20 protein-coding genes and 4 pseudogenes are annotated in these 22054 nt (G+C 59.8%); 9 read left to right on the forward strand and 15 right to left on the reverse strand.

The annotated features are described in order from the left end of the window. Window positions 1-7 precede the first annotated feature (7 nt). On the reverse strand, window positions 8-973 hold the full coding sequence (locus HJB83_RS00620) for a hypothetical protein (RefSeq protein WP_221131127.1): 966 nt from the start codon (window positions 971-973) through the stop codon (window positions 8-10). 150 nt (window positions 974-1123) lie between these two features. Between HJB83_RS00620 and HJB83_RS00625 the strand changes: the two genes are divergently transcribed. Beyond that, a complete protein-coding gene (locus tag HJB83_RS00625; RefSeq protein ID WP_207585790.1) occupies window positions 1124-1768 on the forward strand; it encodes a helix-turn-helix domain-containing protein in 645 nt (214 codons plus the stop codon). A gap of 147 nt (window positions 1769-1915) precedes the next feature. Beyond that, window positions 1916-2266 (forward strand): hypothetical protein, encoded by a 351-nt coding sequence (locus HJB83_RS00630; protein WP_207585791.1) that lies wholly within the window; start codon window positions 1916-1918, stop codon window positions 2264-2266. A gap of 134 nt (window positions 2267-2400) precedes the next feature. On the opposite strand, the gene HJB83_RS00635 is transcribed toward HJB83_RS00630, so the two are convergent. Together HJB83_RS00635 and HJB83_RS00640 are read right to left on the reverse strand one after the other, a co-directional pair. Further along, complete coding sequence (locus HJB83_RS00635; protein ID WP_221131128.1) at window positions 2401-4326, reverse strand: mechanosensitive ion channel family protein; 1926 nt, start codon at window positions 4324-4326, stop codon at window positions 2401-2403. Between the two features lie 11 nt (window positions 4327-4337). Beyond that, the gene (locus tag HJB83_RS00640) at window positions 4338-5549 is read right to left on the reverse strand and encodes an alpha/beta hydrolase (protein ID WP_207585793.1); all 1212 of its coding nucleotides are present in this window, start codon (window positions 5547-5549) and stop codon (window positions 4338-4340) included. 330 nt (window positions 5550-5879) lie between these two features. Between HJB83_RS00640 and HJB83_RS00645 the strand changes: the two genes are divergently transcribed. The 4 genes and pseudogenes from HJB83_RS00645 to HJB83_RS00655 all read left to right on the forward strand — a co-directional run bounded on the left by HJB83_RS00645 (window position 5880) and on the right by HJB83_RS00655 (window position 7274). Further along, window positions 5880-6119: a hypothetical protein gene (locus HJB83_RS00645; protein ID WP_246762910.1), complete on the forward strand. Its 240-nt coding sequence runs from the start codon at window positions 5880-5882 to the stop codon at window positions 6117-6119. A gap of 190 nt (window positions 6120-6309) precedes the next feature. Then, on the forward strand, window positions 6310-6837 hold the full coding sequence (locus HJB83_RS00650; protein WP_207585794.1) for a sigma-70 family RNA polymerase sigma factor: 528 nt from the start codon (window positions 6310-6312) through the stop codon (window positions 6835-6837). A 16-nt stretch (window positions 6838-6853) separates the two neighbouring features. Then, window positions 6854-6979, forward strand: a pseudogene (locus HJB83_RS34665) (cytochrome C); the annotation flags it as partial. Window positions 6980-7052: 73 nt separating this feature from the next. Then, on the forward strand, window positions 7053-7274 hold the full coding sequence (locus tag HJB83_RS00655) for a hypothetical protein (RefSeq protein ID WP_221116248.1): 222 nt from the start codon (window positions 7053-7055) through the stop codon (window positions 7272-7274). A 91-nt stretch (window positions 7275-7365) separates the two neighbouring features. On the opposite strand, the gene HJB83_RS00660 is transcribed toward HJB83_RS00655, so the two are convergent. The 5 genes from HJB83_RS00660 to HJB83_RS00680 all read right to left on the reverse strand — a co-directional run bounded on the left by HJB83_RS00660 (window position 7366) and on the right by HJB83_RS00680 (window position 14733). Continuing rightward, window positions 7366-7749 (reverse strand): response regulator, encoded by a 384-nt coding sequence (locus HJB83_RS00660; RefSeq protein WP_207585796.1) that lies wholly within the window; start codon window positions 7747-7749, stop codon window positions 7366-7368. Continuing rightward, on the reverse strand, window positions 7742-11716 hold the full coding sequence (locus HJB83_RS00665; RefSeq protein ID WP_221131130.1) for a CheR family methyltransferase: 3975 nt from the start codon (window positions 11714-11716) through the stop codon (window positions 7742-7744). The genes HJB83_RS00660 and HJB83_RS00665 overlap by 8 nt, the downstream gene beginning before the upstream one ends. A gap of 64 nt (window positions 11717-11780) precedes the next feature. Further along, window positions 11781-12803, reverse strand: coding sequence for a chemotaxis protein CheB (locus tag HJB83_RS00670; RefSeq protein WP_221131131.1), 1023 nt, complete (start codon window positions 12801-12803; stop codon window positions 11781-11783). A 191-nt stretch (window positions 12804-12994) separates the two neighbouring features. Further along, window positions 12995-13390, reverse strand: coding sequence for a response regulator (locus HJB83_RS00675; RefSeq protein WP_207585799.1), 396 nt, complete (start codon window positions 13388-13390; stop codon window positions 12995-12997). Window positions 13391-13581: 191 nt separating this feature from the next. Beyond that, window positions 13582-14733: a helix-turn-helix domain-containing protein gene (locus tag HJB83_RS00680; protein WP_207585800.1), complete on the reverse strand. Its 1152-nt coding sequence runs from the start codon at window positions 14731-14733 to the stop codon at window positions 13582-13584. A 229-nt stretch (window positions 14734-14962) separates the two neighbouring features. Here HJB83_RS00680 and HJB83_RS00685 point away from each other — a divergent pair. Next, window positions 14963-15241, forward strand: a pseudogene (locus HJB83_RS00685) (SDR family NAD(P)-dependent oxidoreductase); the annotation flags it as partial. A 115-nt stretch (window positions 15242-15356) separates the two neighbouring features. On the opposite strand, the gene HJB83_RS00690 reads toward HJB83_RS00685, so the two are convergent. Beyond that, window positions 15357-15620: a hypothetical protein gene (locus HJB83_RS00690; RefSeq protein ID WP_207585801.1), complete on the reverse strand. Its 264-nt coding sequence runs from the start codon at window positions 15618-15620 to the stop codon at window positions 15357-15359. A gap of 48 nt (window positions 15621-15668) precedes the next feature. Continuing rightward, window positions 15669-15914: a hypothetical protein gene (locus tag HJB83_RS00695; protein ID WP_221116245.1), complete on the reverse strand. Its 246-nt coding sequence runs from the start codon at window positions 15912-15914 to the stop codon at window positions 15669-15671. 182 nt (window positions 15915-16096) lie between these two features. On the opposite strand from HJB83_RS00695, the pseudogene HJB83_RS00700 reads away from it, so the two are divergent. Both HJB83_RS00700 and HJB83_RS34545 read left to right on the forward strand, forming a co-directional pair. Further along, window positions 16097-16983: pseudogene (locus HJB83_RS00700) on the forward strand (protein-L-isoaspartate(D-aspartate) O-methyltransferase); the annotation flags it as partial. 3 nt (window positions 16984-16986) lie between these two features. After that, window positions 16987-17061: pseudogene (locus HJB83_RS34545) on the forward strand (DUF305 domain-containing protein); the annotation flags it as partial. Between the two features lie 189 nt (window positions 17062-17250). Here HJB83_RS34545 and HJB83_RS00705 read toward each other — a convergent pair. The 5 genes from HJB83_RS00705 to HJB83_RS00725 are packed head-to-tail and all read right to left on the reverse strand — an operon-like array spanning window position 17251 to window position 22053. Next, window positions 17251-18015 (reverse strand): FadR/GntR family transcriptional regulator, encoded by a 765-nt coding sequence (locus HJB83_RS00705; RefSeq protein ID WP_221116244.1) that lies wholly within the window; start codon window positions 18013-18015, stop codon window positions 17251-17253. A gap of 21 nt (window positions 18016-18036) precedes the next feature. Next, a complete protein-coding gene (locus tag HJB83_RS00710) occupies window positions 18037-19101 on the reverse strand; it encodes a four-carbon acid sugar kinase family protein (RefSeq protein ID WP_221131132.1) in 1065 nt (354 codons plus the stop codon). Next, window positions 19098-20090 carry an ABC transporter ATP-binding protein gene (locus HJB83_RS00715; protein ID WP_221131133.1) on the reverse strand — a complete coding sequence of 331 codons (993 nt, stop codon included), beginning with the start codon at window positions 20088-20090 and terminating at the stop codon, window positions 19098-19100. Before HJB83_RS00715 ends, HJB83_RS00710 begins: the two co-directional genes overlap by 4 nt. After that, on the reverse strand, window positions 20090-21097 hold the full coding sequence (locus HJB83_RS00720; RefSeq protein ID WP_221131134.1) for an ABC transporter ATP-binding protein: 1008 nt from the start codon (window positions 21095-21097) through the stop codon (window positions 20090-20092). Before HJB83_RS00720 ends, HJB83_RS00715 begins: the two co-directional genes overlap by 1 nt. Beyond that, window positions 21094-22053, reverse strand: coding sequence for an ABC transporter permease (locus HJB83_RS00725; RefSeq protein ID WP_207585807.1), 960 nt, complete (start codon window positions 22051-22053; stop codon window positions 21094-21096). Before HJB83_RS00725 ends, HJB83_RS00720 begins: the two co-directional genes overlap by 4 nt. Between the last annotated feature and the right edge of the window lies 1 nt (window position 22054).

Genomic DNA, 22054 nt, shown 5'->3' on the forward strand with positions numbered 1-22054 from the left:
GCGACGGCTATGGCTCGGAGCCCGAACGGCCCAGCTTGCGGCTGGTTGAAATCTCCTTCGTGATTTGAGCGGCAACCTCATCCTCGACATCGAGAATGGTTTGATCACTGAGGTCGCGATCATATTGATTTGCCCAGACGACCGTGCCATCGGCGCCGTTTATCAGGCGGACATGCAGACGTAGAGCCGCGCCGCCCTCGACAAGAGCACTTCCCTGCAAATTGAAGAGCGGGCCGATAGGCTCCATGCCGGATTGCCCGGGAGCGAGCACGACAAAGTCGTCCACCTTGACGAGCTTGGCGATGAGTTGATCGACCACTCCCTTCGCAAAGTCTGCTCCTTGCGCGGTAGCCCCGAGGGCTGCGAAGGGTTCGACGACAATCCTAGTCTTGCTGTTCAGCATTGACTGGGCAGGAGCTGGCAGCGTCCCCGCCGGCAAGAGGTAGGATGCGAGGGGACGGATGAGGGCGAGAACCGCCATAGCGCCCAACAGGGCCGGAATGCCGATCGGCAGGAGGAGATCTCGATAGGTCAGCGGTCGCTCGTGTCCGGGGGGATTTTCCTTTTTCTCGTAACTTGGCGCAGACACGTCGCCTGGCTTGGAGTCGTTTTCACCGCTCGAAAAGTGCGGAACATAGCCCCCCTTGGGAATGGTGATCCGAATCGGGTCGCTGCCTCCGGAAACGAGATAGTATCGTTCGATTGCGCGACGGATACGCCCCGCCTCGATACGGACAACAGGATCGTTCTGCGCGTCGAAGGAGGCATCGCGTCCGAATACCGCCTGCGCAATCGTAGAGGCCTTGAGCTGCTCGCCGTGCCCATCGAGCGTCTCTTCTACGATATATTGGAGAAAGCGGCGCCCGCGTTCGGGAGCGAGGAATTCCGAACTTGCGAGCATACGATCAAGCTGAGCACGAATGCTTGCGGATTCTTGTCGTGCCTGGCTGTCCCCTCCCTCTTCCGGTGCCATTTAGACCTCCCGCGATACGGCTCTCCAGGGGCAATAGCTTATACACCAGTCCGTGATCGCCTGCTTCCGTAGCAATACGTAAGGGGTATCTCGAATACCGGGACATGCAACGATTGCTTATGCTGCAGCGTCGGATGGGGGGCGATTCACATGTTTCAGGCTCAGGCGATCGGAAAATACACGACGGTTCCCGACCACCGCCACAGGGCGGGTTCAGGGGCGGCAAAAGATCAGTCAATAAAATTCAGCGCCGACGAGACGATCTATAGCGAAGGCGAACACGTTATTGCGATCTACCAGGTCGAAGCAGGCGCAGTCCGGATATACCGCCTGACATCGAACGGCCAGCGGCACATCTTATCGTTCTGCGGCAAGGGCGAATGGTTCGGGCTCGAGATCGGAAATGTGCGAACCGATTTTGCAGAAGCCATCTGCGAAACTCGCATAAGACCGTTTCGTACCAATCAGGACGCAGTCGTTCCCATCGATCTTTTGCAGATTGCCCTGACGGGCCTTGCGAAGGCACAGCAAAAACAACTCATCATCAGCGAGCAAAGCGCGCTGAAGCGCCTTGCGGCCTTTGTTCAGGAGATGGTTGACCGTCATCCCGAGGATCCGGAATTCGATATCATGATGTGTCGCAGCGACATTGCCGACTATCTTGGCCTGACGGTTGAAACGGTTGCCCGCTCTTTCACGAAGCTGCGGGAAAAACACATCCTTCGTCTCAACGGCAAATCGCAACGAATTGTCCGGCTTCTCGACCGCGATGCACTCATCGCCTTAACGATTTAGCGAAAGCGGCCATCGCCTAAAGCATGTCGCCCGGAAGTGTGCAGCGGTTCCGGGATAACGACATGCACAAAAACAAAGGCCTAAGGCGCGTCGGATGAATAAAGTTTGATGCGACGCGCTTTGGACCGCAACAAAGGGGATTGAACCATGACAGATGCGTCCCGCAAAAGACCGACCAAGGGATTTGTTGCAGGCTTGATCGGCGCGGCAGCGTTGGGGGCGGTTTCTCAAGTGACCGTCGCCCGCGCCGAGGACGATCCCTTCTCCCAGTTTCCGTTGGTCATCCATTGCAAGTACAATGAGACGTACCATGCGTTTTACATATCGCGGGTCTCCCATGACGGTGTGGCGACTTATGTGGCATCTGATCGGATCGCCGGCACGATCACGCTTGATGGAAAGGCTAAGGCGATCGGTGGGGCGGGAGGCGGCAGCTGTGTCGGCAAGACATTGGTGGAGCTTCGCGCATCGCAACAAGCTTATGATTTGAAACCTTAGAGATGCCGAAAGTGTGAGCGGTTTTCGGACGAAATCATGCTTTAACCGATTAATTTAGAACAGGATTCAGACTATGGGCTGGCCGGCTTGAAGGCATCCTGCTCCAGCGCGTCTCATCTGCTTTGCCGGCAGGCTCACTTAGCCGGCGTCGCCGCGTTTGCCTGCTGCGCGCGGATTGCTTGAGCGGCTGCCGCGGCGCCCTTTTCGTCTCCTCCGACCTGCACCGTCGGCTGCGCGAATGCGATCCCGTTGCCCAGGAACACCTCGCGAATTTTGGCATAGGCCTTGCGACGGATATACGTCTGCATACCCGGAACCGTAGTCATGGCGAAGCTCAACACGATGCCGTAGTCGCCGAACTGCTCGACGCCCTTCATTTTCAGCGGCTCGAGGAAGTTCGGCCCGAGTTCCGGATCTTCCACCAGTTCTGCTCCGATCTTCTTGGTCAGCTTGCGCGCCTTGTCTATATCGGTATCGAACCCGACGGTGATCCTGAACTTGTCGATCACCCAGTCCCGGCTCATGTTTTCGACAGCACCCAGTTCGCTGAACGGCACCGTGAACACTGGGCCGCGATGATGGCGCAGACGAACCGAGCGGAGACTGAAGCTCTCCACCGTTCCCTTGTAATCCTTGGCCTGGATGTATTCGCCCACACGGAAAGCGTCGTCGAGCATATAGAACACACCGTTAATGATGTCCTTCACCAAAGTCTGTGAGCCAAAACCGATGGCCACACCGAAGATGCCCGCTCCCGCGATCAACGGACCGATCTGTACACCCAATTGCGCCAGCACGATCAGTCCCGCCATGACCGCAACAGCGACGGCCAATGCGTTGCGAAAAATCGGAAGAAGCGTGCGGAACCGGGCACGTCGGGCCGCGTCCGCCGGCGCGAGCGATGTCGTGCCGGTCGATACGCGCAGCGTTCGGTCGATCCAGCCCCGTGCCATCTGCCAGAGAAGGTCGGCAACCACGAGGATGAGAACGCTTTTCAGGCCGCCGTAAAAAAACGCGGCGATCATCGGATCGCGCTGACCCAGCGTGTCCGGATTGAGATGCCAGACAAGCGCCAGCCATCCCACGGCGAGGACGAGAACCGCGGCGCGTGCCCCTCGCGCGACCAAGATACCGTGCAGGCTACCGGGATCGCTGGTGAAGGATAGCGCCAGGCGACCGACGGCGTTCAGGATACCCGGCAACACCAGCGCGTAGATGCCGATCCAGAAGAGGCCCCTCATATTGAGACACCAGACGAGCCACAGGACGACGAGGTAGGCCGTTATCGCCACTTTCCAGGCGCGGCTTCCCTCCCAGATCGACCATGCTGCCTCGATCGCAAGCAGCAGTCCAACCACCGAGAAGCAGTAGCTGATAGCATAGCTGATCTCAGGGGAAACGCCGAGTGGCTCGCCGACGGCCGCGGTGGCGAGCGCAAAACAAATGAGCCCGGACAGGACCAACAGCCTCCTGCGCAGGGCGGAACCCATTGCCGCCACGGACAGGAGCGCGGCAGCCAATCGAAACAGGATAAACGCCGAGAGATAAGCAAGAAGCGTCACACGTGCGAGTGGCGGCCAGTCGATCGCGAAAAATACGATACCCATCGCTCCGGCGAAGATGCCGATCGGGATAAGCCGGCCAAGCAATGCCTCGCGGCGCGCGGCAAACCTGCGATACACCGCCTCGGCGGCGAGACCGAAAGCGACCAAGCCGCCGAATATCACGAAGACCGGCGCATAGCCCCTGCTGGCGGCTTCGCGCCTTGCTCTCGTCGCCGCCGCCGTCACTTCCGCCGGTATCGCAGGTATCGCCGAAAGGATCTGGTTCACCCGCAGCCGCGCCCCAGCCTCCCACTTGGCCAAGGCCGAATTGCCCGCCGGTGAAACGGGTGTCGCAAGCTCGCTCTGCTTGCGGCTATCGAGCCAGGCCTTTACGTCCGGATCCTGCAGCAGGCGAACGAGTTCGTCGATTTTCTGCTGCGGTTCCGCCAGTGGAGTCTGCGCCCATGCATTTAACGCGAAGAGAAAAACGGCGATGAAGGAAAGAAGCCATCTCAACCTGGAACTCCTCACTGCGTCAGCGTTTGTTGCTTCAGGTCGCCGTCGAGTGTCTCCTTAGCGGATCGTGGGGGTCTCTTCTGTATGACGGGCTGCTCGATGATCTCAATCGGTGCCGCGACCGCGGTAGCGGCAACGGTGCCGATATTGGTCACCGTTCCGCCGACGACGGCCGTAATGCCTTGGCCCAATGTGACCTTGGAATCGGTAAGGGTCTGGCCGGTCATGAGGCGCTGACCGATGAGTTGGACAATCTCGGGACTTTCGGCGAATTTGCCATGGTTTAGACTGTCGTTGCTCTTCACCTTCGTCAGGTCGATGGCGGTGATGCCGGCTTTTTCCAGCTTCGAGCGGTAGGGCTCTTCGGCCGGATTGATCGCGCCGAGACGGGAGACGCGTCCCGTGATGAAGCTGGAGATCGCAAGCGCCTTGTCATCCTGAGAGACGAAGATCGTGAATTTTGGACGTGGCTCGCCCATCTCCACATATTGTTTGGCGAAGACCTGGATGTCGATGTCAGGCGAGGCCAGTATGACATTGTGGATCTTCGAATTGACGTGGCCGTCGCGTATCCCCATCTGCCGCAGAGATTCCATGGCAAGCCAAGTCCCCATCGAATGGGCCATGATGGTGATGTCCTTGACGTTGGGATCAGCTGCCAGCGTGCGCAGTGCCTGCTCCAGCGCCGTACGCGAATAGTTCGTACTTTCCTTGTCGTATTCGTAGGCGGTGATCTCCGCTCGCGACGGCCAGGTGAACAAGACCGGCGTCGCCTGCATCTTGCTATCGTGGACGATCTGCGCCAGCCGGAAAACCGAATCCTCATAGGTGTTGTTGAAGCCGTGAACGAAGACGAGCGCATGTCCGCCGTTCACATGCTGCCGGAACCAGACGCGGCCTTGTGCCACCGTGTCGATCTGCTGAACACTGGTCACGGCAAAGTCGGTGGCAGGATTCGGAGGAAGGCGCTTTGGCCACTGCACGGTGCCGACTTCGCGCTTTGCCGGGATAGAAATCGAGATCTGGGTCAGATGCGGTTTGGGACTGCGCTCGCCGTTGAAGAGCGTGGCGGGGCTTCCCGAAGGCTCGCGCGTGGTCGCGACCAGCATGTCGACCCTAGCTGTCGGGGGCATCGACGATGACGTTGAAACCGGTGTCATCACGCCGCCCGGATGCCCGCAACTCGTCAGAAGAAGAAAAAGAGCCACACCACATTTTGCCATGCACGCATCCACGCATCCTGCGATCGCTCAGGAGGAAGCTTTCCGAGCCCAAACACTAGCAGGCTGACCATGCCGACACCTGTAGCATCACGTAATATCTGTAGGTTTTCCGATGATCAGCCATGGTCTCAGCTTTCCGAATTGCCGGATCCCGACCGCAGATGCTTGCGCCTCTACCGAAGGGGACGGCGACCAATGAGAACTGCGCAATTGCCGGTCGCGATCGCTGGGATGGCCTTATCAGCGGGAACGAAATCCAGACGCCATGGTTAAGCCCTGGAGCGGCGCCTCGTCCCGGGAGCCGCGCGAGGTGTAGCCGAGGAGCATGTTGTGAATGTCCTGATGTTCAACAGAGTGAGAAACAGTCACGACGGTCCCGATGCCCCTTTCGTGACCACGGACGGTGATAATCGGAAGCTCTACAGGTTCGCTCTGCAATACGATATGGACGGCAAAAGCTGGGCGACTGAAATATGGGCCTATTCCTCTCAAGATGCCGAAGAGCGCGTGGCCGCGATGCGCCGATCGATGACGATGTGCGGCCAACTTTACGGCGAGGTGGAAGTATAAAGCCCCGAGGTGCTTCGGCATCTCCGATCATGAGCAACGAAGATATTCGTCTGTCTCCAGCCCTTCGGCCGGCTGAAAGCGTCAATCTCGTGGAAAATCGGTCGATCGATCACAACGATGCGGTTTGTCCGGTATCGTACAGCAACGAAGAGCGCGCACACCGCTTTCCTTCTTATTACGGGAGGAAAAAATGAAGCGCTCGTTCCCAACAAGCTCAGCGTCGCATTGCAAAACAACGTCCGCCATTGAGTCGGAGATCGTCCAGTTGACGCCGGCGTTACGTGCATTTGCCCGGAGGTTCCTGCGCAGCGAGGACGACATCGATGATCTCGTGCAGGAAACGCTGCTGAAGGCATTGAACTCGCGACACCTCTATAAGCCCGACACCTCTCTCAAATCCTGGCTGTTCACAATCCTGCGAAACACATTTTGCACCAACTACCGCCGACAGAAACGCGAGCCGACCGCAATGGACGCGGCCATGGAACAAGTCGCGATTGCGCCCAGCCAGGAATGGGCGCTGCGGGAGCGGGAGCTGCAACGAGCACTCGTGCAACTTCCAGACGACAGGCGCCGGGCACTGATATTGGTGGCGACCGGAACGAGTTACGAGGACGCTGCAAGGCTGTGCGGTTGCCGGATCGGCACGTTGAAAAGCCGTGTAAGCCGGGCACGCGGGTCCTTGCTCTCGATGCTCGGAAACAACCTCATCGACTGATCGTCTTTGCGCCGGCAACAATTCCGCCGACAACATCGTCGGCTGGATCGTCGCGCCCCAGATCTATTCTCCCAAGACAGCGATGCCGGCCACCGGAATATCCGAGAAGGAAGCGCGTGACCTCGCGGCCTATCTCGATGCCGCGAGCAGTGATTGGCCGTTTCCTAAGCTCGTTAATAAGCGCATGATCATCGCTGGGAGAGAAGGACATTGAGATGGACAGAGGTATGGTGGAGAAACATCTGCAGCAGGCACGAGAGCATGTGGCGCTAGGAGGACAGCACATCGCTCGGCAGCGCGAGATCGTGGCTGAGATGACCGACCGCGGCTCCGACGCGAAAGAAGCGCAACGACTCCTGGTGATTTTTGAAGAGTCGCAGGTCATGCATGTTGCTCACCTTGATAGGCTTAAGGCCGAGTTGCTTGCCCTGCGATGAAAAGCATGGGCCCCGGTATAAGCTGGGTCGAACCGTTGCGGTAATTGTCGACGGATCAGCAGAGGATTTCGGTCCATAGCGGACCACGCGGCTACGCCTGTCGTGAGGTATCGATAGCAATTTGCAACGCTTCCAACAGCCGCGTCATATCGATGGGTTTGGCACAGCAGCCAATTAATTTGAACCGCGCCGGCAAAACAGAGGCGTCGTAGCCGGTCGTGAACACGAAGGGAACATGGAGTTCCAGAAGCCTGTCGGCAACCGGGTATACCGGCTCACCATGCAGGTTGACGTCCAAGACCGCTGCGTCAAGAACATCCGATACGGCCAGCAGCTCAATCGCATGTTCCAGAGATTGCGCCGGGCCAATGACGATGGCCCCTGCGTCAGCCAGCTCCAGGGATAGGTCTTCCGCCAGCATGAATTCGTCCTCGACCACAAGCACGCGGTATCCGACGAGCATCCGTTCAGCCATGACCATCATCCTCGACCAGGTTGCTGAGGGAAACAGGGATTGCGATCGTGCAATGGACTCCATCCTTACCAAGATCATAGGACGTCTTCGCATCGAGCTGGTAGGGCAGCGCGCGTTCGATCAGTTCACGACCTTGGCCGCCCCCTTGCGGTCCGGAATCGGCGGGCGACATCTTCACCCGGCTCTCCCGCCAATCGACATGCAGCCATGGCTTGCCGCTTTCGCCTTGTTGCTCGACACGCCAAACGATCGCCAGATGCGCCTGCGGTTGGCTAAGCGCTCCGTATTTGGCGGCATTGGTGCCAAGCTCGTGCATCGCCAATGCCATCGTCTGGACAGTCGTCGAGCGAAGCCTGACACCTTCCGGACCTTGCAAGGTAACCCGGCTCGTCTCGCCTTCCGGCACACCGTGGGCTGCCAGTTCGGAGCGGATGAGCTGATCGAAGGTGATACGATCCCCCTCCTGTAGCCGCGACAAGAAGCCCTGCACCCGCGCCAGCACATCCAGCCGGTCGCGGAACTTCTTGTGGAAATCCGCCAGATCGGTGCTGGTACGCATGGTCTTGTCGGCTATCGACCGGACGACGGCCATGAGGTTGCGCGTGCGGTGCTGAAGCTCGGCGACGAGGACTTTCATACGGTCGGCAGAGGCCTTTTCATCGGTGATATCGCGGCCGATACCACCGATCTGCGTGAAATTTCCTTCCTCTCCGAAAAGCGGGAACTCGGCGTTACGCAACCATCGGATTTCGTGGTCAGAGGCGCGCCTGATGCGGTACTCGTATTCCGCACGCTCGCCGTTTCGCACGCGACGAATCTCGGAGAGCGCCTGTTCCCGGTCTTCAGGGATGATCAACTCCGCCCAGCTGCGGAAATTGTTGTCCGTCACGGCCTGCTGGCGCTCGACACCATAGATGGTCTCGAAAGCCGGCGCGAGGTAGTTCCATTGCAGCGTCTCCGCGTCGCGGATCCACAACACGTCGGAAGAGGCTTCGCCAAACAGGCGGAACTGCTCCTCCTCCTGCCACAAAGCTGCCTGTGCTTGTTTCCGTGCCGAGATGTCGATGCAGAACTCAGCGATCGTGCCGTCGCCAAGATCGCGCCCGGCAAACAACATCCAGCGACGCGCACCATCGGCTAAGAAATACTCCTTTTCATATGGCCCCATGCGGCCAGTCTCTTTCAAAGCTGCCATCTGGGCTTCGGTCTCGGCAATGTGCTCCTCCGGGGTCAGCCGGCGCCAGTGCAGCTCTGCGCGCTCCATTTGTGACCGACTGTACCCGGACATCTTCAAGAACACTTCATTCGCGTCGAAGATGACACCGTCCTCATTTAGAAAAACCACGCCGACCGCATCTGTCTCCAGAACGCGCTGCAGGCGTTCCTCGCTGCGTCGAAGCGCCATCTCCGCCTCGTAGGTCCCCGTCAGATCTGTGAAGGTGACGACAGCTCCGCTGATATAATTATCGACGCTGCGATACGGCAGCGCGCGCGCGGCGTAATGCCGGTTGTCCGTGGGGTCGCTGACCTTCCGGTCCACGGGCATCAGCGTTCTGAGGACAAGTCGAACATCGTCCAGCAGTTCCGGATAAGCCACGCGCGATACGACATGATCCAGCGGTCGCCCGACATCCGTGTCAAGCAGATGGAATATTTCGGTTGCCGCCGGCGTGAAGCTTCTGACGCGCAGATCGTTGTCGAGGAAAACAGTAGCGATCTGGGTCGCCTCGAGCAGGTTCTTCAAGTCCGAATTCGCGCGGTCAAGTTCGGTGACACGATGGGCCAGTTCGCCGTTGACGGTCTGCAGTTCCTCGTTGACAGATTGCAGTTCTTCCTTCGAGGTTTCCATCTCCTCGTTGGCAGACTGCAGCTCTTCGTTGATCGACTGATATTCTTCGTTGGACGATTTGAGCTCTTCGTTTGTGGATTCGAGTTCCTCGATGGTCGCCTGAAGCCGGTCGCGCGTAAGGCGCAAATCAGTCTCGAGACGCTGGACGTGCTCTTCGCTCGTCAGCCGTCCTCCGTCGGGCGCCGTCCCCTCAGCCACCTGCCCTGCGTCTTGAAACAGCACCATCAGCGAGGTGACGTCGCCGCTGCCGAGAGGTTCGACGATTATATTGACGGCGTAGGTGCGATCGTCCTGGCGCAACAGCACCCTCGGAACTTCGACCTTGACGGCTTCCGTCGTGGCACGCTGCAAGGCGGAGCGCATATCGAGCCGAAGATCGCGATGAGCAAGGCTCAGGAGGTTGAGTGTCGCCATTCCCGATGCCGGTTCGAGATAGCGGCCTGTGCGTCCTGAGAAGTGGAGAACATCATAGTGCGAATCGACGACCACATAGGCTGGGGCGAAGCGCTCTGCTACGACCTCTGCTTGCCGGCTGATGGTTACCGACAGCCGGCCGGTCTGCAGCATGGGAGCTGGTGCCGAGAACGGATGGTCGGGGCTGCGCGGACGTGGACTGAGCGGGAAGTCCGGAATGATCCGGGTTGCCGTTTCCAGCCTTCGAAACAGGCGGTTTTTGCGGTCGACGGGTGCAAAAAGCTTGGCGTGGCGTGTAACATTCTCCGAGGAACCCAAAAACAGAATGCCGCTCGGCCTAAGCGCAAAGTGGAATATCGGCATGACCCTGTTTTGTAATTCGTTGTCGAGATAGATCAGCAGGTTTCTACAAGACAGGATGTCGATGCGGGAAAATGGTGCATCCTTGACGATGTTGTGAGGAGAGAAGATGCACATCTCCCGCAATTCCTTGACGACACAATAGGTATCGCCTTCTCGCACGAACCAGCGAGCGAGCCGCTCTGGCTGGACCTGGGATGTTATCGCAGCGGAATAGCGCCCGGCGCGCGCAATTCCCAGTGCGCGGGCGTCGAGATCCGTCGCGAATATCTGCACTTCCGGGGGATAATCCATGGTGGCCACATGTTCGCGCAGCAGCATTGCGATTGAGTAGGCTTCTTCGCCGGTGGCGCAACCCAGCACCCAGACGCGCACCTGGTCGGTCGGCTCCTTGCCCTCGAACAGCCTCGGAATCTCGCGCTCAAGGGCATCGAACTCGCTCGGATCCCTAAAAAACTGCGTGACGCCGATCAGCAGGTCCTGAAAGAGGTTCTGTACCTCCTCACGGCTAGCGCGCAATCGCTCGATGTAGGTGTCGATGCTGACGATCTGCAGCACCTGCATGCGCCGTTGGACGCGCCGCGTGAATGTCCCGCGCTTGTATCCGTGGAAGTCATGGCTGGTGACATTGCGAAGAACGGTGGCAATCTGGGTAATCTGCGCCTCGATGGCGCCGGACGCTTCCTCGTCCAGACCAGCCTCTTCTTCCTCGATAACATTGCTCGCATAAAGCGCGATCTGCGTTGCGATGCTCTGGGCCGGCAGACGCAGGTCGGCGATCGCCACAGCTCCTCTGCCTTCCTCGAGAGATCCACTTTCTCCATCGCTTATCTCCACGATCGAGAGGCCGCCAAACTTCTTGGTTGCCGCGACCCCAGCCGTGCCGTCATTGTCAAGCCCGCTCAGGATCACAGCAATCGCGCGCTCGTGGGCATGTTCCGCCAGCGAGATCAGCATGGTATCGACCGTGCCACGATGTCCGACGGGTTCAGAGGCCGGCCGGACGCGGATATGACCGTCTTCGAGGGTCATCATGTCGTCGGAGCCACCGATATAGATATGGTCATGAAGGATCCGCTCTCCATCGGCTGCGACCGTCACCGCCAGTCGCTCCTGCCTCCCCAGCGTTTCGAGCACGGTCGCGGCGCTAAGACCCTCCTGCTGGTAAACTGCCACAAGGTAGGATGCGCCGAGGCCCACGCCAATCTCGGAGAATATCTGCTCGAGCGAGCGAAGCGACTGCGCTGAAACCGCGATACCGACGATCACGAGCGGTTGTTCGTGCTGAACCCGTTCAGGTGCGCTTGCCTGTTGCACCATATCTTCCTGTTCGTCGTACGCCATCATCGATCCATGTCTCTGTTCCACCGACTTAAAACGTTCGGCTCGGCACAAAGATACACCTTTATCAGAAGTCTTGAAAACGTGCCGCGCGGCCGAGGCGCGAAGACGTCAAGGCAGCGTCGCGCAGGGTCGCGGAATAGCGCCGATATTCTGCAGCTCTTGCCTCATAGAGTTCAGCGACGGTGGTCCGGCCGGTATCACGCGCGTCCCGAGCCATGCGCTCAACGAGGGTCACCCGCTCCTCCATGACCCGCATCGCAATCCTGATCGCCTCGTCCAGCTCATCGATGTGCCCCGCCAGCGCGTCAGCGGTATAGGCGTGGCCGATCTGACACCGAAACCGCAACGGCCGGGAACCGCGAACCTCCGAAAGCACGCCATGGCAATCCGGGCAAGTCATAGCGATTGGTGACGCGATTTTGCGAAGTTCGGCGCTGCCAGTTTGTCCACCCGCCGCGATTTCGACTTCGAGCCGCAACTCGTCGGACGGCAGATCAAGTTTCGGCCCCGCTTCGCTTCCCGCGATGTCGGTAAGAAGCCTGCCGAGGTCAGCTGCCGAGGCCACATGATCGACCTCTACGGCTTCAAGCGCCGCCAGCGGCATCTGATCCGCCACCGCATCGAGAGGGTGCTGCACCACGGCCGTGCCGCCATTGGATTTGATCGCATGAAGCCCTGCCGCGCCGTCATTGAGCATCCCGGTCAGGACGAGCCCCACCACGCGTGGTCCGAATGACAGGGCAGCAGAGCGAAACATCGGATCAATCGAGGGCCGGGCCATGTTTTCCCGTGGGCCGGCCCCGAACATGATCGTTTCGCCCATGAGCAGAAGGTGGCGGTCGGGTGCAGCGAGATAGACGTGTCCGCGCTCGATCGGCTGGCCGTCAACCGCCTGCGTCACCGGAAGCTTGGATCTCGCCGCTAGCATCTCCGGCAAAAAACCGGGTGAGTTTGAAGGAATGTGGGTACTGACGAAGACGGTTGCCGGAAGGTCAGCAAGTAGATCAGCGACCAGGGTCTTGAGCACAGCTCCACTCCCCGTCGAACCGCCGATAGCAATGATATCCTTGGTCGCGCTTGATGACATGACCTTTGACCTTTCAAGATCATGCTCAACAGTCGGCGAGGCCTCATGGTTCCGCGTCGTACGCAGACAGGCCTAATTGTTCTTCCACATGGCAGCTCAATCGCGAAACCCTGCACCTGCGGCCGGGCTGTCGGTAGATGGGTCGACCGCGCGTCTCAGCAGATTCAAGACAGCTCCATACGGCGAGACGATCAGTTAAGCTTTTCGAACCCGCCGGGTGGACCAAAGAGTGCGACGGCGATCTGCTCGAGTTCAGTTGGTTTTTCGCAGAGCGCAAACCCCTTGTACTTTACTGGGATGTGGGAGGGGTCGTAGCCGGTAGCAAAGACGAAGTTGATGTCACGCGCCTCCAATTCATCGGCGACGGCAAATACAAGCTCGTCACCAAGGTAGACGTCGAGGATCGCTGCGTCGATGTGTTCCCGGTCGATAAGGTCGAGGGCGCGGCCAACGTTTGACGTCGGACCTACCACGATTGCCCCAAGATCCTCCAGCGTCCGGCGAGTCTCGTCAGCCAGAAAATATTCGTCTTCAACGATCAGGATGCGCTTTCCCGAAAAGAGTCTCGTTTGATTGCTATTTTCCACCGGGCACCTTTCCAACGAGGCGGGATTCGAAGAGCAGATAGATGCGTCCTGCGAACACAAGGAATTGGTTCATGATCTGGCTCCTTCGCCTGTCAAACTATAACTTGAGGCAAAAGTTGCGCCCCACGGCAGGTTTAAACGCTGCGACGAGGTGCTCACCGCTCATAGGAATATAGGCTTTATTTTCGTCCTTAAAGTTTTCGGGATTGAAAAGCGGGGATATGATTGGCCGAGTTCATCGAAATGTTCTCGGCGCCGCGCAATGAGAAACCCATCAGGCGCTCGTATTCCGCCTCGGGGATGCCGTAAGAACCATGGGCCTTCAGAACAAGCCCGTCCCGATCGACGACGATGACCTTTCCTCGTACGGATCTGATGAGCTTTTCGCCTTCCAGAACGTGGAGCGCGCCCGTCACTCCGGAACGCCGGACGCCGAGCATGAAAGACATATATTGATGGGTCAGATTCAGCACTTGGCTGTCGGCGCGATCATTGAGCATGAGCAGCCAGCGCGCCAGCCTCTGCTCTATGGAATATCGGCCATTAGCCAAGGCCGTATAGCTGATCTGGATTCCGAGCGACCGCGAAAATGACGATGAAAGAGATCGCAACTGCGGCGCCTTCTGCGTGAGACGAAGAAAGCTGTCGACATCGATGCGCTGGGCAGTTCCCTCGATCTGCACCATCATAGCGTAAGGCGTGCGCCAATCGCCTTCCAACAATCCGGTACCGGTAACGCCTTCACGCCCGATCAGACCGGCCTCTACTTGTGCGCCATCGAGGGACAAGGCGATCAGCGATACAATCCCGGCTTCGACGAAGGAGACTGCCGTTATCTCTCCAAACTGCCGTTCAAGGATCTCGCCTTGAACCAGCCGAATCGATTTCAGATGCGGCTGGATGACATCACTTTCACGGGACGAAAGCGCGGAAAGAATGAGATTTTTGTGGTCGCCCGATGCCTTCTCCGCCGGGCCTCGGCAGTTGGAAAGGGCTTCGAAAATCGCGCTCTTGTCCAGCGGCTTTTCCACGAAGATCCGATCCGCAAATCGCGGAGGAACGACGTCCCGGCTGTAGCCGGTTGCAAAGAAAAAGGGGATATTGCGCTTCGATAGCTCATCGGCGACAGGGAACACCATCGTTCCACTAAGATTGATGTCCAAGACCGCAACGTCAATTTGGGAACCGTCGTCAATATAATTCAGGGCTTGCTGGACGTTGGGTGCAGGCCCGATGATCTTCATTCCGGCTTCTGACAGCTTGGACGCGAGGTCGCTCGCAAGGACGTAGTCGTCCTCAACGACCAGGGCCACCCGCGCGGGCTTGTTGAAAGCCGTATTCATGCCGCTTGCCTCCTAACGTCATGTTCTGCTGCACGCGAAAACGTTTGGGTTATCGACCTGTTCCAAATCGACCCCAAAGCGCCATTCCCAACATCGCGATCGACGGTGGCGCCACAGGACGCGAAGATCGTTCGGGTTGGAACTCCGGTTTCCAATAACCATTATCGCGAGGGATGGGTGTCGGGCCGCGCCGGCACCTCGTCGATCAACGCTGCGTTCGTCGCAGGGCCATGCGATCGGCAACCAGATGCGCAGCCGCGGCGAAGGCCGCATCTTGCCGACGGGCTCGATCGCCGGTCTCATGCCCGGCTCCGCCGTCTATAACGGCACCAAGGCCTTCATCAACAGTTTCTCTTTTGCCTTGCGCGAAGAACTGAAGGGATCCGGCGCGACCGTCAGCTGCCTCATGCCGGGCGCGACGGAGACCGAGTTCTTCAAGCGGGCCGATCTCATGGGTACTGCGATCGGCCAGGCGAAGAAGGATGACGCGGATGACGATGCGCGGATGCCAACGTCGCGCGGCAAGCATTCTGTCCCATCAGCATTCGGTTCGGGCACGAAATAAGAGCAAGTTTCTGGGGCGGCGCTGCGATCCGGTCCCGCGTCGCCATCCGTCCAGCAATTTAGTCGCGCTCGACGAATTTGTTGAATCGGCTGATCATCCCGTCCTTGGTCTTGTCCTGGTAGAGAAAAGCCAGCTTGTTCTGGTCGAAGATCTTGAAGAATTCATCCCAACCGATCCCGTCGAATTCCTCTTCTTTTTCTCCGAAATCGATGCGCAGCACGCCGCCTTTACCGCCGGCGCGGATAACCGCCGGCTTACCGTCCCTTTTCTCCGCCCATTTCTGGATCGCCTTGTGGTCCGTCGTCGTCTCGGAACTGCTCATTGCTGCCTCCATCTGTTGTTTTGTATTCGGCATATGATCGTCGGGTCGTCACAGCAGCGGTTGCCTTTGCTTCCAGTCGCGATATGGCGCGAGCAGTTCGCCGGGATAGCGCCGCTCGATCTCGCTTTCGGTCAAAACAATCCGGGGAAGGATCTCTTGCGCCGCATCGTCCCCGGCAGCTTCGCTGGCGCTTTCCAGCTCGCTCATGGTCATAAACACCTCGTCGTCGGTCATCACCTCAAGGCGGGAGGCAAGGTCGTCGACCGGTTCGTTGATGAGTGGGTTCGTGGACACTGACGCCTCATCGGAACGGAATTTCCTAGTTTGCATAGGCCTGTCGAACTTCGCTCTTCACACTAAGTTCCCCACATGGACCGAGCAGCGCATCGGAATGACGAGGCTCTCCCGTTGTTTCCATTCTTCTGCCCGGCCGAGAAGCTTGCCCCTAGCCACAACGCCGACAGTGGAGCTGATCCATGGATATGACGCAAATCCGAGACCGCATGGTGGAGCACCAGCTGACGCGTCGCGGCATTCGCGATCGAAGCGTCACCGAGGCGATGCGCACGGTGCCGCGCGAAAAATTCGTTGCTCCAGGTTTCGAGGAATTCGCCTATGAGGATGCGCCGCTGTCGATCGGCGAGGGCCAGACGATTTCGCAGCCCTTCATCGTGGCACTGATGCTCGAAAAGGCCAGTCTGGATGCCGGCGACAAGGTGCTCGAGGTCGGAACGGGCTCCGGCTACGCTTCAGCCCTCATGAGCCGAATAGCAAGGCAGGTCTATTCCATCGAGCGCCATGAAAGGCTGGCGCTTCTGGCCAGGGAACGGTTCGAACAGCTCGGATACCACAATATTGACGTTCGCGTCGGTGATGGCAGCAAGGGCTGGCCGGAAGCCGCCCCATTCGATGCCATTATCGTTTCTGCGGCAGCACCCGAGGTGCCGTCCGCCTTGAAGGAGCAGTTGGACCTCGGAGGGCGGCTTATCATCCCGGTCGGCCGCAGCGAAGAGCAGCGCTTGAGACGCATCATGCGCACCGGGGCCGCCCAGTTCGAGGAGGAAGATCTCGGCGGGGTGGTCTTCGTTCCCCTGATCGGCGAAGACGCCTGGACTGCTGCACATCCGAGGTACACGGCGACGGTCCCGGTATCGCCGGGAACTCTTGCGTCCGGCCCCGGTTCTCTGCGAAACGCACAGGGAGAGGGCATGGGAGAGATAAGCAAATCGCCGGCGCTACCCGAAGGCATGCTCGACCATACCGAGTTCCAGCAACGATTCTGGGCAGTTCAACGTATTTCGTGGATCGTGTTCACGCTTCTTCTGGTGATCTGCTTGCTGCTTTACTTGGAACAGGCGGCCCTCGGGACGATTTCAACAAGCAATATCACTCGGACAAGGAAGCCGCCGCCCACGAAGACGCCGCCGATCTCTTCAAGCGCTAATGCGACGAAGGGGACAATCCCAAGCTGAAGGCATGGGCCGCAAGCACACCTGGATGGGGAATGATCAAATGCCGTAGAAACGACGAGGCCGACGACGCACTGCCCCTCCCACCCTGGGGCATTGCTCGAGGAAATCATCCCGGCAACGGCAAAGACCAAGGTGGAAATCGCCCATCTGCTAGATCCTCAGAAGGACAGGTCGAGCGCCCTGCCCTCGAACAGACGGTCGCGGGAGCCTTCGAGATGCGCCTTCATCAGCCTTTGCGCATCGTCAGCCCGGCCATCGGCGATCGCTTTGTAGATGGCGTTATGCTCTTCATAGACCTGTTCCAGCCCTTGGCGAGGGCCAAGCAGGGAGAGGCCGTGGAGATGCATGCCGACGGCGATATGCGCCTTCAGCGCGTCGATCGAAGCGGTATAATAATGATTGTTGGCAGCCTCAGTTACCGCGCGATGGAAGATGAAATCGGCATCGGTGCGGTGCAACTGATGGCTGGTCGCCTCGCGCAGATCCGCAAGGGCGCCGGCGATTTTCTGGATCGCCGATTCATTGCGGCGCTTGGCGGCGAAATAGGCGGCGGCCGGCTCGATGGTCAGGCGGAATTCGTAGCAGCGCTGAATATCGGCGATCGTCTTGACCGGCGAATAGGCAAGCTGCGTCGTCGGCGACCCATGGGCGCTGACGAAGGTGCCAGCGCCCTGCCGGGCATAGACCATGCCCTGATCGCGCAGGCGGGCCAGCGCATCGCGGACGATCGGCCTGGAAACACCGAGCATCGAGGCAAGCTCATGTTCGCCGGGAAGGCGTGAATCCGGTGGATAGTTTCCGCCGCGGATACGCTCGAGCAGCTGGTCGAAGACGCGATCGACCAGCTTGACGGCCTTGCCGCGTTCGGGCTTGCCCGGCGGGCCGGCTTCCGCGTTCAAAGATTCGCCATTCACTTCAGCCACGTCATTCTCCCCGGCGGTATCTTATGCCGCCTGATTCCAAAGAACCAGTTTTAACAAACTATCCGGATTGCCGAAGCCCCCCGACTTCACGGCGCACCGAAATTGCCGCCCGTCAGCGGCCGTGATATCAAACCAAGGGATCCCAGCCTCGATCTCGCCCTTTGGCGCCAAGACTCTCACCCCAAGTGCCTGGAAAACGGCAAGCGCCGTATCGCCGCCGCCGACCATCAGCATCTCAGGCCTGGTGTCGTCGATGGCCAATCTGACGCCTGCCGCAAAGCGGCGGGCGACGAGTGCTGCATCGGCCTCCATCTCGCCGGTGCAGCGCAGCAGCGCCGGCAGCGCCAGGCCCTCGCCGCATTCGATCTTGCCCATCGGCGCATCCGCCAGCACGCGCAAGGCGCCCGAAGCTTCGAGCCGGTTCATCTGGACTGAGGTGATCGGATCGCGCGAGCCAAAGGCAAACAGCGTGCGCGGGGTTGCCGTAAATTCCGTCATCGGCCGCCGCCCCGTTTCGCCGAGCCGGCGGGCAAATGCCGCACCGAGACCACGCGCACCGACGCCGAGCGTCGTCAGCCAGTCATGACCCTCGACGATCTGATCGAGATCGCTCTCATCCTCGGCATCGGCAACGACAACATCGTCCGGGTTGGCCTCGAACAGCATGGCGATCGGCAGCGGCGTGTTGACGCCGCGGCCGACGACACATCCGCGGTAAGTCACGCGCTCCTGATCGGGGATGGCGGGCGCCACGAGGATGGTCTTCAGGCCGAGCGCCTTTTTCAGCGCCAGGCTTTCCGCCGCGACATTGCCCTTCAGCCGGGAGTCGATCTTCTTCATAACAACGGAAGGTTTGATGTCACGAATGACCTCGGCGGCCGATCGGACCCTTTCGGCAGCTTCACGCTCGCTAAGAGCGCGAGAGGCGGTGTTGATGACCAGGACATCGCAGCCGGTGGCGATCGCAGCCTGTGCCGCCTCGACATCGATGGCGACCGCAACCGAAAGGCCGGCCGCGACGAAGGGCGTGCCGGTATCGAGCGCACCCGTCAGATCGTCGGCAATGATCGCAGCCTGCAGCGTCATGCGATTTGCTCGGTATTGACGGCGTGGCAGGCAACGAGATGGCCGGGCTTGGCCTCCTTCCAGGCGGGAATAACTTTGCTGCAGACATCCATCGCGATCGGGCAGCGCGTGTGGAAACGGCAGCCGGAAGGCGGGTTCAGCGGGCTCGGCACGTCGCCCTGCAGGATCTGGCGCTGGCGGGTGCGCTCATGCTCCGGATCGGTCTCCGGAACGGCCGACAGCAGCGCCCTGGTATAGGGATGCAGCGGATTGTCGAACAGTTCCTCGCGGCTGGCAAGCTCGGCGAGCCGCCCCAGATACATGACGCCGACGCGGGTGCTGATATGGCGCACCACCGCCAGATCGTGGGCAATGAACAGATAGGTCAGCCGGTATTTCTCCTGCAGATCGAGCAGCAGGTTGATGATCTGCGCCTGGATCGACACGTCGAGCGCCGAGATCGCCTCGTCGCAGACGATGAATTTCGGCTGGCAGGCAAGCGCGCGGGCAATGACGACACGCTGACGCTGGCCGCCGGAAAGCTCATGCGGGTAACGCTGGGCAAACCGCGTGGGCAGGCCGACATCGGTGAGCAGCGTCGCCACTTTCTCTTTCAGCTCGGCCTTGGTGCAGAGTTTGTGGAAGAGGATCGGCTCGCCGATCGCCTCGCCCACCGTCATACGCGGATTGAGCGTCGAATAGGGATCCTGGAAGACGATCTGCAGGTCGCGGCGGAAGGGCCGCATCTGCTTTTCATCGAGCGTCGCGAGGTCCTGGCCCTTGTAAACGACCTTGCCGCTGGTCGCCTTGTAGAGGTTGAGGATGGTGAATCCGGTCGTCGACTTGCCGCAGCCGGATTCGCCGACGAGGCTCAGCGTCTCGCCTTCCATGATATCGAGATTGACGTTGTCGAGCGCATAGACCGTCGCCGAGCGTTCGCCGAAGGCGCCGAGCTTGACGTGGAAATGCTTGACCAGGTTTTCGACCTTGAGCAGTGGTTGAGCATCCATTACGCGGCCTCCTGCATTCTCTGGACGACGAAACAGGCGGCGCGATGATTGCTGCTGCCGCTTAAGCGTTCAAGCTGCGGCACCTTTTCGTGGCAGATCGTCTCGGCGAGCGGACAGCGCGGCGCAAACGGGCAGCCCTTCGGCCGGCGGCCGGGCTCCGGCGGCGTGCCGCCGATCGAACTCAGCCGGCTTGCCGGCGGGTCGGACAGTTTCGGGATCGAGGAGAGCAGGCCGCGGGTATAGGGATGGCTCGGGCGGGCATAGAGCTCGTCGACCGGCGCATCCTCGACGACCGTGCCTGCATAGAGCACGGCGACGCGGTCGACCAAGCCGGCGATCAGCGCCAGATCATGGGTGATCCAGACGACCGACATGCCGAGCTTGGCGCGCAGGTCCTTCACCAGATCTACGATCTGAGCCTGGATGGTGACGTCGAGCGCCGTCGTCGGCTCATCGGCGATCAGAAGCTTGGGATTGCAGGCAAGGCCGATCGCGATCATCACGCGCTGGCGCATGCCACCGGAAAGCTCGTGCGGAAAGGCCTGCAGGCGCTCTTCCGGGCCGGGAATGCCGACGAGGCGCAGAAGCTCGACGGCGCCGGCGCGGGCCGCAGCCTTTTTCATCCCGCGGTGATAGATCAGCGGCTCGCAAATCTGGTCGCCGACGCGCATGACGGGATTAAGCGACGTCATCGGATCCTGGAAGACAAAGCCGATATCGCCGCCGCGCACCTTGCGCAGCTCGCGATTCGACATCGTCTGCAGATCGCGGCCGTCGAAGGTGGCCGTTCCCTTGGTGACCTTGATCTTGTTCGGCAGGAGCCGCATCAGGCTCAGCATGGTGAGGCTCTTGCCGCAACCGGATTCGCCGACAACGCCGAGCGTCTCGCCCTTGTCGACATGGAGATCGATGCCGTCGACAACGACGGCCGGGCCATTGCGGCCGTCGATCTCGACGGTGAGGTTCCTGACATCGAGCAGGCGTTCGGTGTTTTTGGTGTCGATCATTTGCTGCCCCGCGGATTGAGCGCGTCGTTGAGACCGTCGCCGAGGAAGCTGAAAGCAACCGAGGCAAGGCCGAGCACGGCCGCCGGAGCGGCAAGGAGATGCGGATAATGCTGCCAGACGCGAAGGCCGTCCGAGATCATGTTGCCCCAGCTCGGTGTCGGCGGATTGACGCCGACACCGAGGAAGCTGAAGGCGCTTTCCAGCACCATCGCCGTGCCGAGGCCGGCGCTGACCGAGACGATCAGCGGTCCAAGCGCATTCGGCACGACGTAACGCTTGATGATGACCCAGTTCGAAAGGCCGAGTGCCTGGGCTGCGGTGATATAGGGTCGGCTGCGAATCGACAGAACCTGGGCGCGCACCAGACGGGCATAGGGCGGCCAGGAGATCAACGCCATCGAGCCGAAGACGAGGATGAAATCCACCCATATCGTCTGGCGATAGAAGGGATTGAAGGTCTCGAGGTAACGCGCCTCCATCCATCGGGTGATCGGCGATTTCAGCGATGCGTTGATGACGACGACGAGCAGCAGGTTGGGAACCGACATTGTCACGTCGGTCAGCCACATGATGGCGCGGTCGAAGGGATTGCCGAAGAAACCGGCCACCGCGCCGAGCGTGAGGCCGATCAGCACCGCAAAGAAGGTGACGATGACGGCAACGAGGAAAGCGGTCCGCGTGCCGAAGACCACCCGGCTGAAGACATCGCGGCCGAGATCGTCGGTTCCAAAAAGATGGCTCATCGACGGCAGCGCGTTACGTGCGTTGAGATCCTGGCTCAGATAGTCATAGGGCGTCAGGTAAGGCCCGAAGATCGCTGTGAAGGCGAGGATCAGGACGATAACCAGGCCGAAGACGGCGAGCTTGTTGCGCTTCAGCCGATACCAGGCGTCGCGCCACAGGCTGACCGGCTGTTCCTCGACGGTTTCGGTGGTGGATAGAGGGATTGCGGACATG

Origin of the sequence: Rhizobium sp. NZLR11 (assembly GCF_019685115.1) — a bacterium.
Lineage (GTDB): Bacteria > Pseudomonadota > Alphaproteobacteria > Rhizobiales > Rhizobiaceae > Rhizobium.